The 16,254-nt window shown below is 32.1% G+C and carries 15 protein-coding genes; 6 read left to right on the top strand and 9 right to left on the bottom strand.

Going from position 1 to position 16,254, the window contains the following annotated elements; all coding sequences use genetic code 11:
• The first annotated feature begins 11 nt into the window (after window positions 1-11).
• The 3 genes from JI750_RS03015 (at window position 12) to JI750_RS03005 (ending at window position 1,854) form a co-directional block, all read left to right on the top strand.
• Entirely contained in the window at window positions 12-479 is a 468-nt protein-coding gene (locus tag JI750_RS03015) for a thioredoxin family protein (RefSeq protein WP_201998889.1), read from the top strand.
• Between the two features lie 213 nt (window positions 480-692).
• Window positions 693-1,145, top strand: a complete 453-nt coding sequence (locus tag JI750_RS03010; RefSeq protein WP_201998887.1) for a thioredoxin domain-containing protein — start codon at window positions 693-695, stop codon at window positions 1,143-1,145.
• Window positions 1,146-1,404: 259 nt separating this feature from the next.
• The gene (locus JI750_RS03005) at window positions 1,405-1,854 is read left to right on the top strand and encodes a thioredoxin domain-containing protein (RefSeq protein ID WP_201998885.1); all 450 of its coding nucleotides are present in this window, start codon (window positions 1,405-1,407) and stop codon (window positions 1,852-1,854) included.
• 3 nt (window positions 1,855-1,857) lie between these two features.
• Here JI750_RS03005 and JI750_RS03000 read toward each other — a convergent pair whose 3' ends face one another.
• From JI750_RS03000 to surE, 5 genes are all read right to left on the bottom strand, one after another.
• Entirely contained in the window at window positions 1,858-3,888 is a 2,031-nt protein-coding gene (locus JI750_RS03000) for a ComEC/Rec2 family competence protein (RefSeq protein WP_201998882.1), read from the bottom strand.
• 50 nt (window positions 3,889-3,938) lie between these two features.
• Window positions 3,939-4,424 carry a C40 family peptidase gene (locus JI750_RS02995; RefSeq protein WP_201998880.1) on the bottom strand — a complete coding sequence of 162 codons (486 nt, stop codon included), beginning with the start codon at window positions 4,422-4,424 and terminating at the stop codon, window positions 3,939-3,941.
• An 11-nt stretch (window positions 4,425-4,435) separates the two neighbouring features.
• Complete coding sequence (gene lpxB, locus JI750_RS02990) at window positions 4,436-5,554, bottom strand: lipid-A-disaccharide synthase (RefSeq protein ID WP_201998878.1); 1,119 nt, start codon at window positions 5,552-5,554, stop codon at window positions 4,436-4,438.
• A gap of 61 nt (window positions 5,555-5,615) precedes the next feature.
• A complete protein-coding gene (locus tag JI750_RS02985; protein WP_201998876.1) occupies window positions 5,616-5,885 on the bottom strand; it encodes a hypothetical protein in 270 nt (89 codons plus the stop codon).
• Window positions 5,878-6,654 carry a 5'/3'-nucleotidase SurE gene (gene surE / locus JI750_RS02980; RefSeq protein ID WP_201998874.1) on the bottom strand — a complete coding sequence of 259 codons (777 nt, stop codon included), beginning with the start codon at window positions 6,652-6,654 and terminating at the stop codon, window positions 5,878-5,880. Before surE ends, JI750_RS02985 begins: the two co-directional genes overlap by 8 nt.
• 212 nt (window positions 6,655-6,866) lie before the next feature.
• Here surE and JI750_RS02975 point away from each other — a divergent pair, with 212 nt between their 5' ends.
• The 3 genes from JI750_RS02975 to glsA all read left to right on the top strand — a co-directional run bounded on the left by JI750_RS02975 (window position 6,867) and on the right by glsA (window position 10,997).
• Window positions 6,867-9,050 carry a carboxy terminal-processing peptidase gene (locus JI750_RS02975; protein ID WP_201998872.1) on the top strand — a complete coding sequence of 728 codons (2,184 nt, stop codon included), beginning with the start codon at window positions 6,867-6,869 and terminating at the stop codon, window positions 9,048-9,050.
• Between the two features lie 91 nt (window positions 9,051-9,141).
• A complete protein-coding gene (locus JI750_RS02970) occupies window positions 9,142-9,927 on the top strand; it encodes a DNA/RNA non-specific endonuclease (RefSeq protein ID WP_201998871.1) in 786 nt (261 codons plus the stop codon).
• Window positions 9,928-9,971: 44 nt separating this feature from the next.
• The gene (gene glsA, locus JI750_RS02965; protein WP_201998870.1) at window positions 9,972-10,997 is read left to right on the top strand and encodes a glutaminase A; all 1,026 of its coding nucleotides are present in this window, start codon (window positions 9,972-9,974) and stop codon (window positions 10,995-10,997) included.
• A gap of 62 nt (window positions 10,998-11,059) precedes the next feature.
• Here the strand turns inward: glsA and rpe are convergent, their stop codons facing one another.
• The 4 genes from rpe to JI750_RS02945 form a co-directional block, all read right to left on the bottom strand.
• Window positions 11,060-11,722 carry a ribulose-phosphate 3-epimerase gene (rpe, locus tag JI750_RS02960; protein ID WP_201998869.1) on the bottom strand — a complete coding sequence of 221 codons (663 nt, stop codon included), beginning with the start codon at window positions 11,720-11,722 and terminating at the stop codon, window positions 11,060-11,062.
• Between the two features lie 459 nt (window positions 11,723-12,181).
• Window positions 12,182-13,045 (bottom strand): sigma-70 family RNA polymerase sigma factor, encoded by an 864-nt coding sequence (locus tag JI750_RS02955; protein ID WP_007804760.1) that lies wholly within the window; start codon window positions 13,043-13,045, stop codon window positions 12,182-12,184.
• Between the two features lie 171 nt (window positions 13,046-13,216).
• Window positions 13,217-15,010, bottom strand: coding sequence for a hypothetical protein (locus tag JI750_RS02950; protein WP_201998868.1), 1,794 nt, complete (start codon window positions 15,008-15,010; stop codon window positions 13,217-13,219).
• A 14-nt stretch (window positions 15,011-15,024) separates the two neighbouring features.
• Window positions 15,025-16,251, bottom strand: coding sequence for a DUF4249 domain-containing protein (locus tag JI750_RS02945; RefSeq protein WP_201998867.1), 1,227 nt, complete (start codon window positions 16,249-16,251; stop codon window positions 15,025-15,027).
• Window positions 16,252-16,254 lie beyond the last annotated feature (3 nt).

Raw genomic sequence — 16,254 nt, 5'->3', positions numbered from 1 at the left:
AAATTTCCATTATGAAAAAAATAGTACTTATTGCTTTGTTTTTAATTGGTGCTGCTAATCTTCAAGCACAAGAATTAAAATGGTATACAGATGTTAGAGAAGCAATTACTGTAAGTAATAAGGAACAAAAGCCTATGCTGATGTTTTTTACGGGCAGTGATTGGTGTGGTTGGTGTATTCGCTTGCAAAATGAAGTTTTAAAGACTGCTGAATTTAAAAAGTGGGCAACAGATAATGTGGTTTTAGTTGAATTGGATTATCCTAGATCTGTTCCTCAGACACCAGAACTTAAAAGTCAGAATAACGAATTGCAACAGGCTTTCGGAATTCAAGGTTTTCCGACGGTTTTCTTTACTAGTGCAGAAACAAAAGATGGAAGGGTAAACTTTAAAGGTCTTGGTAAAACAGGATATGTTGCAGGTGGGCCATCAGCTTGGTTGACTGTTGCGGAAGGAATAGTGCATCCTAAAAAAATATAAATTTAGATTTTAAAATATTGAAAAGCCTCTTACTGTGTAAGAGGCTTTTTTTTGTTTAGTAGGAAAAACTCTTTAGGAAGATCTTTTAAATTGAGTATTTTATATTTTATTATATATAAAAAAACATATAATGTATTTTTTGTTCTAATAAAATTTGGATAACTAAAATATAATGTTAATTTCGTCTTGCTAATCTAACCAAAACCAATTTATATGACTAAAAAATTACTTATCCTACTGTTTTTTTTAGGTTCATTTATGATGCAAGCACAAAACTTAGCATGGAGAACAAACATGACAGATGCTATTGCTATAAGTAATGACCAGAAAAAACCAATGTTGATTTTATTCACTGCCTCAGGTGTACCCGAAAATCTTCAAAATGAAATCTTTAAAACACCCGATTTTGCCGTGTGGTCACGAGACAACGTGGTCTTAGTAAAATTAGATTTATCTGACATGAATGCTTCAGATAGTGATCGTGAGCAAAATGTAAAATTGAAAAATGCATTTGGAGTTCAAGATCTTCCAGAAGTATGCTTTGCAATGGCATCAGTAAGGAAAAACAAAACTACATTTAGTGCTTTAGGAAAAATTGCCTATAAACCTGGAGGAGCGAAAGCTTGGATTGCAGAATCAAATGCAATTCTACATCCATCAGAATAGTAAACGATTTCATTCGACTTTTATTTTAATTTTTTTTAGTCCCCTTTCTGTTTTGCAGGAGGGGATTTTTTTGTTCTTAAAAGAAATCGAGAATTTGATTATTTTATATAGTGTTTATTTTACATTTATTAAAAAACAGCTCGTATATTATCAATTTGATTTTAATTCTTATAACTTGATTTATAATTGCTTAAAATCTTTATTGGATTCTGTTTTTGTATTATTTTAGTTTTATTAACATAACCAAAACCAAAATTATATGCCAAAAAATCTACTTATCCTACTATTGTTTTTAAGCCCATTTTATATGAATTCCCAAAATATAATATGGAAAACAGATATCAATGATGCTGTAACTGCTAGTGCAGAAAAGAGAAAGCCATTACTGATTTTTTTTACGAGCCAAGGTGTAAATCCTCAACTTCAGAATGAAATTTTTTCTACTCGAGATTTTGAAGAATGGTCACGTAAAAATGTTATTTTGGTTAAGCTTGATCTCTCTGATCCTTCTATTTCTGATGCAACTAGAGAACAAAATTTGCGATTAAAAAATGCTTTTGGAATTGAAGAAATTCCGCAAGTGTGTTTTTCTGAAGTAACTAGCAGAAAAGGAAAAACCAATTTTAATAAATTAGGACTTATAGGCTATAAAGCTTCTGGTGTTAAATCATGGATTTCTGAATCGAGTTTGATTTTAAACCCAGAATAAAAATTATAATTGATAATATCCCTTTTCTTTTGTTGAATGAAAAGGGATATTTTTTTGAAGACAGCTTTTTTCCCAGTATTTCTGAATTGAATTTGAATTTGAACCATCTGCAATAACAACTTTTGGGTGAATATTTTCCAGCACTCGATCCAGATTTATTTTTGAGGTTTGAGTAAGGATTAAAATATCTGGCTGAATTTTTTCTGAGAAAGTTTTAGTGCTGTCAATTATTAGAATTTTGGTGTTTTTAAAATAAAGCACATTTTTAATTTCTTCGATTTTGTTTAAGCTGATTGAATTTCCAACGAGATAAGAATTTATGTTTCTTTTATTAACGTTCTTTTGAATTGTATCTCTAGTATAAAGTGTGATGTTTCTTCCTAAGCGCTCAGAAATAATTGTGTTGCTTTTTTCATTGTAAATAATCAATTCTTCTTTGTTTTCGGTTTCTGCTTTAGTCAAAATAAAAGAAATTTGGATTAAAATAATTGAAGCAAGCGCCAATATCAGTTTGTTAAAGCTCGGTTTTTTAATCCAGATTATGGTGCCAATTATAAAGAGTGAGAATGCCCATAAATTATAGAAGTTGAAACTTATGTCTCTAATGACAAATGAATCAGCAGAAGCTACAGCGTGAATCATAAGATTTAGAAGATAAATGCTTTTCTCAAAAATTATTGTCATGAATAAAGGCGGGCTTGTAAAAATGGCGATAATCATAACGACAATTCCTGCAATCATGATAAAAGATAAAACAGGTAGAATAATGATGTTTGTGACAAAAAACAGACCCGGAAATTGATGGAAATAATAAAGGCATAAAGGCAAAGTACCAATTTGTGCTGCAAATGAAACAGTCAAAGCTTCCCAGATATAAACTATCAACTTGTTCTTTGGTTTGTATATGTTTTTTAGAATAGGATGTAGCCAAAGAATAAAAAACAATGCGATGTAACTTAATTGAAAACCAACATCAAATAAAAAATACGGTTCAAAAAGCAATATCAATAAAATTGAAACTAATAATGTGTGATAGATATTACCATTTCGTCGTAAATGACTCCCAATTGCAACAAATGAGAACATCACTACAGATCTTAAAACTGAAGGAGATAAGCCAGAAATTATAGCAAAACCAGCCAATGAAATCAAGATTGACGCCAATTTAAAAAAAGAACCTTTTCTGGTGTTTGGAATTGGCTTGAGAATGAAAGTGATGAAAAGCATTATAAAACCCACATGGAGTCCTGAAACAGATAAAATGTGCGTAGCTCCAGAGTATTGATAATCTTGAATAATGTCTTGTGAAATCTCTTGCTGCTGGCCTAGAATTAATGCTAAAGCAACATTCATTTCAGCTTTGTTGAATTTTGATTTTTCGAGATTGGAAATTATTCTCGAATGCAATTTTGCACAATAGTACCAAATGTCTTTTTGAATTGTTTTGCTAACCAGAATTTCTTTCTTCTGACAATAAATCTGCGCATAGATTTGTTTGTCTGCCAAATACCTGCTGTAATCAAACTGATTCGGATTTTTATTTGGCTTATTTTGTTGAAGTACAGTTTCAAGTTTAATACTATTCCCTATTATTAAACGATTTTGAGTGCTGTCTTTCTGAACATTTACAATTACTTTACCTGAATATGCTTTCGCTGAAATTGTTTTTATAAGGCCAATATATCGATCGCTATAATCGTTGCTTTTTAGTTTTTCTCTAAGAATTAAGGTAAGAGATTGTTTTTTTTCAAATGCAGATTTAAAATGGGTGTAATTGTCTTTTTGAAGTTTTTCGGTATGGCTAATGATTGTAAAAGCGCCGATACAGAAAGATAAAAAGTAACTTAAGGCTCCAAGTAATATAGATTTCTTATTGTATTTTAAATGCCAAAAGAAAGCTATACAAAATGCAATGAAGCATGATAAGACCGAAAAAGTAATTGTCGAAACAGAAAAACGCAGATAATATGAGGCAACTATACCAAGCGTAAAGGCAATTGTAATTTTTACTAACGGAAAATCTAATACTTTCATGGCATAAAAGTATTAATTATTTGTAAGAAAAATAATAAAAAAATATTCTTTTACGGAAGAACTCTGTTTACTTGCTCAAAAGAATTTTTATAATAAGGTTCTTTTGTAGAAGAAATTATTACCCCTTTTGAAGTTGAGGAATGAACAAATTTTACTTCATCAGAATTGACTTCTGTAATCAATCCAACGTGATTAATTTGTTTGCTTTTGTTGGTTTTAAAGAAAATTAAATCGCCTTTTCTGGCATCATTCAACGGAATTACCTTTCCAATTTTTGCTTGTTCATAAGAACTCCTCGGAAGATTGATGCTTTCACTTTCAAAAGTAGTGTAAACCAATCCAGAACAATCAAATCCGCTTTTTGTAGTTCCTCCAGCTTTATAACGAACACCAATGTTATCGGTTGCTTTTTCAATTAAATTATTAACCAAAGCTCTGTTTTCTTTTTTAGATTCGTTTTTGTTTACAACAGAAGAAGTCGATTTACAAGAAGTAAAAGCGATTGCTAAAAGCAGAAAAAGGAGTATTCTTTTCAAAATCAGATTTATTAGTTTTGTTTTAAATCGGCAACAATGAGTTTTGCGGTGTTTTTGCTTGCACCAACTCCGCCTAATTTTTGTTCTAGTATATCGTAATTTTGTAGCACTTTATTGCGATGACTAGGCTCTAATAATTTCTGAAGCTCTTCTTTGATTCGTTTTTTGTTGCAATCTCCCTGAATTAATTCAGTCACAACTTCTTGATCCATAATTAAATTTACAAGAGAAATGTATTTTAAAGTGATAATTCGTTTCGCAATTTGGTACGAAACTTCACTTCCTTTATAGCAAACCACTTCGGGCACTTTAAAAAGGGCTGTTTCAAGAGTTGCAGTTCCAGAAGTTACTAATGCAGCTGTCGAAGAACGAAGTAAATCGTATGTTTTATTGGAAACAAATGCAATGTTTTTATTTTTTAAGAATTGCTGATAAAATTCGTATTCCTGACTTGGAGCGCCAGCAATTACAAATTCGTAATCCTGAAAATCATCAACAACGCTTAGCATCACGCTCAACATTTTGGTAATTTCCTGTTTGCGGCTTCCAGGTAGAACAGCAACGATTGGTTTTTCGCCTAGATTGTTTTCTTTTCTAAACAAGGCCTCATCAAAAGCAGGCTGATTCTGAATCGCATCAATAAGCGGATGTCCAACAAAATCCACAGGGAAATGATGTTTGTCTTCGTAGAAACTTTTCTCAAAAGGCAAAATAACATACATCTTATCGATATCTTGTTTGATGGCTTTAATTCTGTTTTCTTTCCAAGCCCAAATTTGTGGAGAAATATAATAGTGCGTTTTATAGCCTAATTCTTTTGCCCATTTTGCAATTCGCATGTTAAAACCTGGATAATCAATAAAAATAATCACATCTGGTTTAAACTCTGAGATGTCTTTTTTACAGATTTTAATATTGTTTAAAATGGTTTTTAAATTGAAAACCACTTCAATGAAGCCCATAAAAGCCAAGTCGCGATAATGTTTTACCAGAGTTCCACCTGCTTTTTGCATTAAGTCTCCGCCCCAAAATCTAATTTCTGCTTCTGGATCTTCAACGTATAACGCCTTCATTAAGTTTGAACCATGTAAATCTCCAGAGGCTTCTCCTGCAATTATGTAATATTTCATTTTGTTTTTTTGTAAATGTGCTAAAGTTGTAACATTAAAGGGAACTTAGCAAAGATAAGATTTAAATAACTAATGTCGAAATTGCCAGTACAATCACGGCTAAAATTACGCCTCGAGCCATATATTCTTTATTTCTTTTTAAAAGAATAGCAAACACGCCAAGATCTAAAAGTGTTCCTATAGTAATTATTTTTCCAAGATATCCGTATTCTCGAATCATTTGAAATCCTTGCGAAATGTCAAATGTGGTGAAAAAAGTGATAAACAGATAGCTTCCTAAAAGAGCTGTAAAAATTCCGATTAAAAAACCGATTACTATTTCTTTAGTCATTTAATTTCCAAGTGTTAAGTTGCTGAATAGAGTGGTGGGCAGTCAAGTCAAACTGTACTGGAACTACCGAAATATATCCGTTTGCCAAAGCCCATTCGTCGGTATCTTCGCCTTTATCTTCGTTTACAAATTTTCCGGCGAGCCAGTAATAATCTTTCCCGAATGGAGTTTGTCTTTTGTCAAATTTCTGTGCGTAATACGCTTTCGCTTGACGGCAAACTTTTATTCCTTTAATTTCAGATTCTTTTAATTTCGGAAAGTTTACATTTAAAACTACTCCTGGAGGCAGTTTATTAGCTAGGGTTTCTAAAGCAATTTTCTTTACGAAAGACTTGATCGGCTCAAAATCAGCATTCCAATCAAAATCTAAAAGAGAAAATCCGATTGCCTGAATGCCTTCAATTCCAGCCTCAACAGCCGCACTCATGGTTCCAGAATAAATAACATTGATAGAAGAATTTGATCCGTGATTGATTCCCGAAACGCACAAGTCAGGTTTACGTTTCAAGATTTCGTTTACTGCCAGTTTTACACAATCTACAGGAGTTCCAGAACAGCTATATTCTGCAATTGTGTCGTCTTTAGAGATTTTATCTATAAATAAAGTATTGTTGACCGTGATCGCGTGTCCCATTGCGCTTTGGGGTTTGTCTGGAGCAACAACAATGACATCGCCTATTGTTTCCATAACGCTAATAAGGGCTCTAATTCCGGGAGCCAAAATACCATCATCGTTGGTTACTAATATAAGTGGTTTCTCAGCTTTCATTTAATAAAAATTATGTGTAGTTTTAACAATTGTAGGATTTTAAGAACAAAATTAATCACAATTATTTGCGAGAAGTCACAAATAGTGCAAAATTTGTCAACTAAGGTAAAGAACTTTTTTACGAATTAAACATTTTTATATCTTTAACAAAAAATTATCGAAGCGTTAGCTCTCATGGCATAGTTTTTAACGTAACTTAGATAAAAAAATTGATGAATGCTATTATAAAGTTTATGAAAAGAAATTATAAGATACTCATAGCCGTATTGTGCTTATCGCTTACATTATTCGCATTTAAGATGAATGCCGATAGGACAATCGACCCAGATCCGAATAGAGACAAGACACTTTTAGAATTACTAGCATTTGTTATTGAAAAAGGACATTATAGTCCAGCAGAAATAAATGATGAGTTTTCAAAAGGTATTTTTAAAGATTATATTGATGCTTTAGATCCTTCAAAAAGATTTTTCCTTCAGTCAGATATTGATGAGTTCAAGCAGTATGAATTAATGCTGGATGATCAGTTTTTGAATAAAGATATTACTTTCTTCAACCTTACTTATACAAGGTTGATGAAGCGTATGGAGGAAAGTAAAAAACGTTATAAAACGATTTTAGCTCAGCCATTTAACTATAATGTAGATGAGAATTTTGATGCGGATTATGAGAAAATGCCGTATGCAAAAAACTTAACAGAGATTAATGAAAGATGGAGAAAACAAATCAAATTATCGACTCTTTCTTCTTTAGTTACCAAACAAAAAATTGAAGAAGAAAAGAAGAAAAAAGATCCAGCTTATAAAGAGAAATCTTTTGAAACTTTAGAAAAAGAAACTCGCGAAAGCTCTTTAAAATCTTTAGATGATAATTTTAGTGTAATTAAAGATTTGAATAGAGAGTACTGGTTCTCAGTTTACTTGAACTCTATTATGGCTCGTTTTGATCCGCACACAAGCTATTTTGCACCAGAAGAAAAAGATCGTTTTGATGTAAATATCAGTGGAAAACTTGAAGGTATCGGAGCTCGTTTGACTAAGAAAAACGACTTTACTCAGATTGACGAATTAATTTCTGGAGGTCCAGCTTGGAAAGGAAAACAGCTTGAAGCTGGAGATTTAATCTTGAAAGTGGCACAAGGAAACGAAGAGCCTGTAGATGTTGTTGGAATGCGTTTGGATGATGTTGTGAAAAAAATTAAAGGTCACAAAGGAACTGAAGTTAAACTGACAGTTAAAAAAGTAGATGGTTCTATCAAAGTAATTTCTATCATTCGTGATGTTGTTGAAATTGAAGAAACATATGCTAAATCTAGTGTTGTTGAGAAAGATGGTCTGAAATATGGAGTAATCTATCTTCCTAAATTCTATATTGACTTTGAAAATAAAGACGGTAGAGATGCAGGAAAAGATATTGCTCGTGAAGTAGAAAGATTGAAACAAGAAAACGTTAATGGTATTGTTTTAGACGTTCGTGACGATGGTGGAGGATCTCTTTCGACAGTTGTTGATATTGCCGGTTTATTTATCGAAGAAGGACCAATTGTTCAGGTAAAATCTGCTGGTAAAAAGAAAGAAGTTTTATATGATAAAGATAAAAAAATCGAGTGGGATGGTCCATTGGTTATCATGGTAAACAGTTTTTCTGCTTCGGCATCTGAGATTTTAGCTGCTGCAATTCAGGATTACAAACGTGGTGTAATTATCGGAAGTAAACAAACTTATGGAAAAGGGACTGTTCAGAATGTATTAGATTTAAATCAGTTTGTTCGTAATGCAAATTATGGAGATCTTGGAGCATTGAAAATTACAGGACAGAAGTTTTATAGAATAAATGGAGGTTCTACTCAGCTTGAAGGTGTTCATAGTGATGTTGTGATGCCGGATCGTTATGCTTACTTAAAAATGGGCGAGAGAGATATTGACAATGCAATGCCTTGGGATAAAATTGATCCAGCTGATTACAGCACATGGACTTCTAATGAGAACTTTACTAAAGCAATTAATAACAGTAGAAATAGAATTGCCCAAAATCCTCAATTTAAACTAATTGATGATAATGCGAAATGGATCGATGTTAAAAACAAAGAAAACGTATACAGCTTAAATATTAAGAGTTTTAAAGAAACTCAGGAGCAAGTTGAAAATGAAGGAAAAAAATACAAGCCAATTTCTGACTATAAAAACAACTTGATTTTTAAATCTCTTCCGTATGAAGAAGATGAAATGAAAGCTGACGCTTCTTTAAAAGAAAAAAGAGATGCATGGCACCAAGCTTTATCAAAAGATGTTTATGTAGAAGAAGCTTTAAATGTATTAGATGATTTACAAACAAAAAGTTTGGTGAAAAATACAGTTAATCCTAAAATGAAAAAGGATAAACTTGTAAAGTCTTAAGTTCGAAAAGAATTTAATTTGTTTAAAAACGCTCTATAAATTTTGAATTTATGGAGCGTTTTTTTGTAAGTTCGCTTTTAAAAATAGAAATATGAAAGGTTTTTTAGGTTTCATTTTGCTGAGTTTTGCATTACTATCATGTAAAAAAGAAAATGCAAAAATTAATGAAGAGACAAATAGTAATGAAGTGGTTTCTTTTAAAGGGAATTCTACTCACAAAGATTCTTTATATACAATTGCTTATCTCCCGACTTCGACAACAAAACAGATTGTAAAACATCAATATTACACACTTTCTTATAATGAAAAGTTTGAGCAGGCCGAATGGGTAGCTTACGAACTGAAGAAGGAATATTTGAAAAATAATGATTATAAAAGGCCTTACTTTATAGAAGATCCAAAAGTAACAACGGGCTCAGCCGATTGGAGAAATTATAAAAAATCAGGTTATGATAAAGGTCATCTTTGTCCTGCAGGAGATATGGAGTTTAGTAAAGATGCTTATAATGATACTTTTTATACTTCGAATATTTCTCCGCAGAAAAAAGAATTTAATGCCGGAATTTGGAATAGATTAGAACAGAAGACTCGTTATTGGGCAGGAAAATACAATGATATTTACGTAGTAACTGGCGGAATTGCAAAAGATTCAGACGAAAAAATAGGAACCGAAAAAGTTGCTGTTCCTAAGTATTTCTATAAAATTGTTTTAGCTAAAAATGGTAAAGAACACAAAGGAATTGCATTTTTAGTCCCAAACGAAAAGAGTGACAAATCTATTTATGATTTTGTTGTTTCAATCGAAACTTTAGAAAAAATGACTGGAATTGATTTCTTCCCCAATCTTAAAAATCTAAAAAGTAGTAAAGATTTTTAATTAAATACTGTTTACCTATAAATTAATCTAGAATATAAATAAGAATGCCTTTTTTTAAAATGAACAAGCAATTGATTTTTGCTGGTTTAATGATTGCTTTTATCATAAACCACGGCTATAGCCAAACAATACTGAATAAACAAAATATAGAAAATGCACTTAACGACGCTTTTAATAAATTTAAAGATTTAAAAGAAGGTAAAAACGCCGACTATATTAAAGAGCTAGCCAATGTTGATCCCAATATTTTTGGTATTGCGCTTGTTACTGCAGACGGAGCTGTATATACAAAAGGAGATATAACGTCAATGGTTTCAATTCAAAGTATATCGAAAGTATTTACGATGGCAAAAGTAATTGAACAAGAAGGGTCACAATTTTTACAAGACAAAATAGGGGTAAACGCAACTGGATTGCCATTTAATTCTATTGTTGCGGTAGAAATGCATAAAGGTGATAAAATAAATCCTCTTGTAAATCCTGGAGCGATTGCAACCACGAGTCTTATTCGTGGTAATGATTCTATAGCAAAATGGAAAGAGATTCAGAAAATTCAGAGTGATTTTGCGGGAAGGCAGCTTTCTATAAATCGTCCTGTTTATATAAGTGAAGCTAGTGATAATTTGCGAAATCAAGCCATCGCACATTTGTTATTGGCTTATAACAGAATATATTTTGATCCAGTACAGGCAACAGATCTTTATACAAAACAATGTGCATTGAATGTAAATGTAAAGGATCTTGCTATAATGGCCGCTACGTTGGCAAATGGAGGTGTTAATCCTGTTACCAAGAATAAGGTGGTTAGTCAGACAACAGTAATGTACACTTTGCCTGTAATGGCAACTGCAGGCCTTTATGATAATTCTGGGATTTGGCTGTTTAATTCAGGACTTCCAGCAAAGAGTGGTGTTGGAGGAGGGATGTTGGCAATATGTCCTGGTAAGTTTGGAATTGCTGTTATTTCGCCGCCATTAGATGAATCTGGAAATAGTTTAAAAGCTCAGAAAGTCATTCAATATGTTGTAGAAAAACTTAAAGTGAATCCTTATTGGATTGAACCTAAGTAGGTTTTATTTAAAAAAGAAAAGTCCAAAATTATTTTTGGACTTTTCTTTTTTGTTTTTGAACTTTAAAAAGTGGTAAGGCTTTTTAAATCTGCAATTGTTTCTGTTGGATTTTCAGCTTTAAAAACAAAACTTCCAGCCACTAAAACATCTGCTCCAGCTTCGACTAATTGTTTTGCGTTTTTGCTGGTTACACCACCGTCAATTTCGATTAATGTTGAAGCATTTTTGCGCGTTATCAGCGCTTTTAGTTTCTTTACTTTATCGTAAGTGTTTTCGATAAATGATTGTCCGCCAAATCCTGGATTTACGCTCATAATGCAAACTACGTCAATATCATTAATGATATCTTCTAATAAATCAACATTTGTATGTGGATTCATGGCTACACCTGCTTTCATTCCTTCAGCTTTAATTGCTTGAAGTGTTCTGTGTAAATGTGAGCAGGCTTCGTAATGTACAGTAAGTCCATTTGCACCTAAATCGGCAAAAGTTTTAATGTAACGATCTGGATCAATAATCATTAAATGAACATCGATATATTTTTTTGCATGTTTTGAAATAGCTTCTAAAACTGGCATTCCGAAAGAAATATTCGGAACAAAAACTCCGTCCATAATGTCGATATGAAACCAATCAGCCTGACTGTTATTAATCATTTCTGCATCGCGCTGTAAATTGCCAAAATCGGCAGCAAGAACTGAAGGAGCAATAAGTGTGTTTTTCATTGTTTTTGTTTGTGTGTTGTTTTATTGCAAAGATAATTTTTTTATAATGAATGGGGTAATTTAACCGCAAAGTACGCTAAGATTTACGCAAAGTTCGCGAGGTTTTTTTTACTGTACTTAGTTATTTAAACGCAAAGAGCGATAAGATTTTTCGCAAAGTTCGCAAAATTTTTTATCTAAGATTATTCAAGAATAGGAAGTTCGCAAAGCTTTGTGCTCTCTGTATTCTTTTAAAATAAAAACTTTGCGAACTTTGCATTATCCTTTGTGTCTTTGCGGTAACAACTTTTCAGTAAAAAATAAAAAACTCCGGTAATCAGCCGGAGTTTCAATCATCAATCAAAAAACGAACAGTCAATCAAACTGTTGTTTGCGGTAAAATTCCAATTTTAAAATAACCAAATTCCAAGCCAATTGTAATCTAATCTGGGATTTAAAAACATTGAAATTTATATTGTTTTATCCTAAATATGTTTTAAGGATTTTACTTCTAGAAGTGTGTTTCAATCGACGGATTGCTTTTTCTTTAATCTGACGAACACGCTCACGAGTTAGATCGAAAGTTTCACCAATTTCTTCAAGAGTCATTGGGTGCTGATCGCCAAGACCAAAATACAAACGAACAACATCTGCTTCTCTTGGAGTTAATGTTTCTAAAGAACGTTCGATTTCAGTACGAAGAGATTCGTGAATTAATTCTCTATCTGGATTTGGAGATTCGCCAGAACGTAATACGTCATAAAGGTTAGAATCTTCTCCTTCAACAAGAGGAGCATCCATAGATAGGTGACGTCCAGAGTTTTTCATAGACTCTTTTACGTCGTTAACAGTCATGTCAAGTTCTTTTGCAATTTCCTCAGCAGAAGGCGGGCGCTCGTTAGATTGCTCTAATAAAGCATACATTTTGTTGATTTTATTGATAGAACCAATTTTATTTAATGGTAAACGTACAATACGAGACTGTTCAGCTAGAGCTTGAAGAATCGATTGACGAATCCACCATACAGCGTAAGAAATGAATTTAAAACCACGAGTTTCATCAAAACGTTGAGCCGCTTTAATTAAACCTAAGTTTCCTTCATTAATTAAGTCAGGAAGAGTTAATCCTTGATTTTGATATTGTTTAGCCACAGATACTACGAAACGTAGGTTGGCTTTTGTTAGTTTTTCTAAAGCTCTTTGATCACCAGCCTTTATTCTTTGTGCTAATTCTACCTCTTCATCAGCGGTAATTAGGTCAACTTTTCCAATTTCTTGTAGATATTTATCTAACGATGCAGTTTCACGATTAGTTACCTGCTTGGTGATTTTAAGTTGTCTCATGTTGTTGTCTCCCTATTTTTAAAGTGTACAAATGGTTATACGTAAGGAGTATCGAAAAAGTTACAAAAAAGAATGTTTTATTTTAATAAATTGAAAACTTTAATTGTATTAAATTGAAAAAGCCTTGATTTACAGTGTAATCAAGGCTTTTGTTTTCTGCTTTTTATGTAATTATTTTACAGTAATATTTTTTGAAACGTATACAGGCTGTCCATTTTCGGTAAAGCCTTCTACAATAACCTCAAAATTTCCTTTAATGTCAGAAGTATAAAATGATAAATTTTCTTCTTTGGAGTCCAATTTAATATCTGGTTTCCATAACAATTGATATCTATAATCTGGAATTCTCTGTAATTTATTTCCAGCTGCATAATCTGGATTGTTGTATACTTTCTGAGGATTTGGACGTTGAATTTCCATAGTTTTTAAATACTTTTTCGCATAATTCTCCGAAAATTCATTGTTTTTAGTTTCAAAACTAATTAAACCTCCATACAGATTCGGACCATAAACATAAGGTTCAGAAATTAGGCTTACTTTGTTTACGTTCCCCATATTGTATTCAAAAAGGTCACTTGGATCCTGAATTAATAATCCATCAACTAGAACCATTGGCGGACCGTACATTTGTAGGTCTTTTTGATCGTTTCTAATATGAAGTTCATATTTTCCATTATTTTTTCTATAATAAAGTTCAACAAGAACCTCTACAATATTTTCTTTTAAAGTTGGAAACCTTGTATAATCGTCTAAAATATAAGTTTTTTCGATTGTGCTGAAGAAAGGCGACATAACAGCTTCCGTAACTAAGCTGTCTTTTTTGATTTGATAGTAAGCGTTTTGAATTTGGCTTGCTGTAGATCTTTCTTCAATGTCTTTTTTAAGCTCTGGAGACAAATTAAGTTTTGAAGTAAATTGTAATGATGAAGGGTCAAATTTTGGAAAAGCATCTAAAACGATTGTGTAATCAGCTCTTTTTTCATCAATTACCTGTAAAATTGCATTAGGGAAATTAGGGAATTGATCTAATAAAAACGCAAATTTTCCTTGAGCATTTGTCTTTACAATTTTTAAAACATATTCTTTTCCAGGTAACGATAAAGCAATCGATTTGTCAGCAATATTTTGATTACTGCTAGATGTGATATAACCTGTAATAAGTTCAGATCTTACTTCTGGAATATAAGTAAACGAACCAGTTGTAAAATTAACATAGCTTTCTGAAGATTTCTTAGCAAATTCTGCTGGTGTCAGCTGTTTTAAAGTTGGAATCTGATCTGTTTTTCTAATAGAAACAGAATAATTTCCTTTTTCAACGGTTCCAGTTAAAGACTTCAATTTTAAATTGATTTTTTCTCTAGTGTAATAGCCTTCTTTGTCAAATTCAAAATCAATTCTTTTATCATTTCCTGTATTTGAATTTACAGTTTGAATTGCTGTTGCGGTATTTTGCGGGTTTACTAGGTCAAATGTTATGTTATCATTTGGCTCTTGAGTTTGAAACGGATTGATAATGAAAATATCTATTTCATATTTTTGCGAATTGGGATTATTCAGCATCCATTTTGTATAAGCAATGACTTTGTAATTCCCAGTTTTTAAAGTCGTTGGAATAAAGTATTCTCCAGTTCCAATTCCGTTATCAAGATATATTTTATTTTTTTGAAGTGATTTTTTCTCACTGTCAATTAATTCAACATAAGCAATTTTGCTTATTTGGCTGGTTTTATTGTTTAACGGGTTTAAACAATACAGTTTGAAATACAATGTTTCTCCAGTCAAAAAGCTAGTTGTGTTTGAATGAAGAAAAATAGTTTCTTGCGTTGAAATGGTTGGTATATCATTTCTGTTTTGTGAATTCTGAGCATAAATAAATCCGCTTTGAATTAATAAAAACATTAAAATCAACAAATGCTTTATTCTGCCTAGAATATTGGTTTGATTATATATTGAAAAGTGTTTCATGAATTTTATAAAGATTAATCTATCCAAAAAGGAGGAACAATATTAGATGAAAATGTTGTGCAATCTCCACAAGCAGGTTTTACTAATCCGTATGAAGATAAATTAGATGAAAAATGTACTAGTTCACGACTTCTTATTACAGTACGTAGCTGCACGCCTGCACAAGGAGGATCTCCTATACAGTCAACGAAATCACGTATATTACAATCGGTTTCATAATATGGAGGAAGAGGTTCATTCGGGAATAAATCGGCATAATTAAAAAATATTCTTTCAGATGAAACTGCAGATACTTCAAAAAAGCCGATGACTTTTTCAGTTGGATTTTCTACAGACCTCATGTTTCCATAGAAAAAACCTGGCTGTTTAGGAGAAAGGACGCTGCCTGAAGATGATAATTCCTTTAGTGTTTTATAATAAGTATATGCTGCTAAACTTTGAACATATTGTTTTACAAAAATAGTATAGCGATTTGTGATTATATAATTTTGATTACTTATAAAACGTACAGGAAAATGTACTCTGTCTTCGCTAAGACTATTGGTGTTGTTCAAGATTATTTCATTTGATTTTTTAGAAGAAAAGCATGTTTTAGTTTCTTTATTTCTTGGTCTTACAACAATAACTTCTGAAGCAGGTGATGGAGGGGTTCCTTCAATTGGATTTCCTGGATCTGCGGGAATATCGACTATAATTGCTTCTCTACTGTCCCACATTGGGGCAATGATTTTGTAAGTTTCAGTATATTCATATCTGTAATATTTTGAAGTATTATTAGGATCAAAACTATTTACATTTATTTGTACTCCTCTTTCTCCACCAACATTTTCAACAGTTGCGGTAAGGTTGTCAATTTTAGTTTCTGTAGTTAAGATCTGTTCGTCTGAAGTGTAATTTTTACCTTCTCTCGTTTTGATTTTTAGCTGATACTTTCTTCCTGGTTCAGCTTTAAAAGGTGTAATTGATTCGTAAACCGTATCTTTTTCAGTAAACTGATATTCGTTTCCTTTATCGTCTAAAACAAACACACTTGCTCCTTTTTCAAATCTCGGACCGCTTTCTTCAAGTTGGTAAACTTGCGAAAGTCTTATGGTTTGATTTTTAAGTTCGTTTGTAATGGTTCCCTCAACTACTAGAGCGCTTTCAAAATCAGTATTCTGAAACACATATTGTTCTGTACAGCTGCTAATTGCAAATGCGAGTATTAAGAAAAGAGAGATTTTATATGTAATTTTTTTCATGAT

The sequence above is a fragment of the Flavobacterium tagetis genome, assembly GCF_016735615.1.
GTDB lineage: Bacteria > Bacteroidota > Bacteroidia > Flavobacteriales > Flavobacteriaceae > Flavobacterium > Flavobacterium tagetis.
The sequence above is the reverse complement of the archived record's forward strand: the minus strand, read 5'-3'. Positions and strand labels throughout refer to the sequence as shown.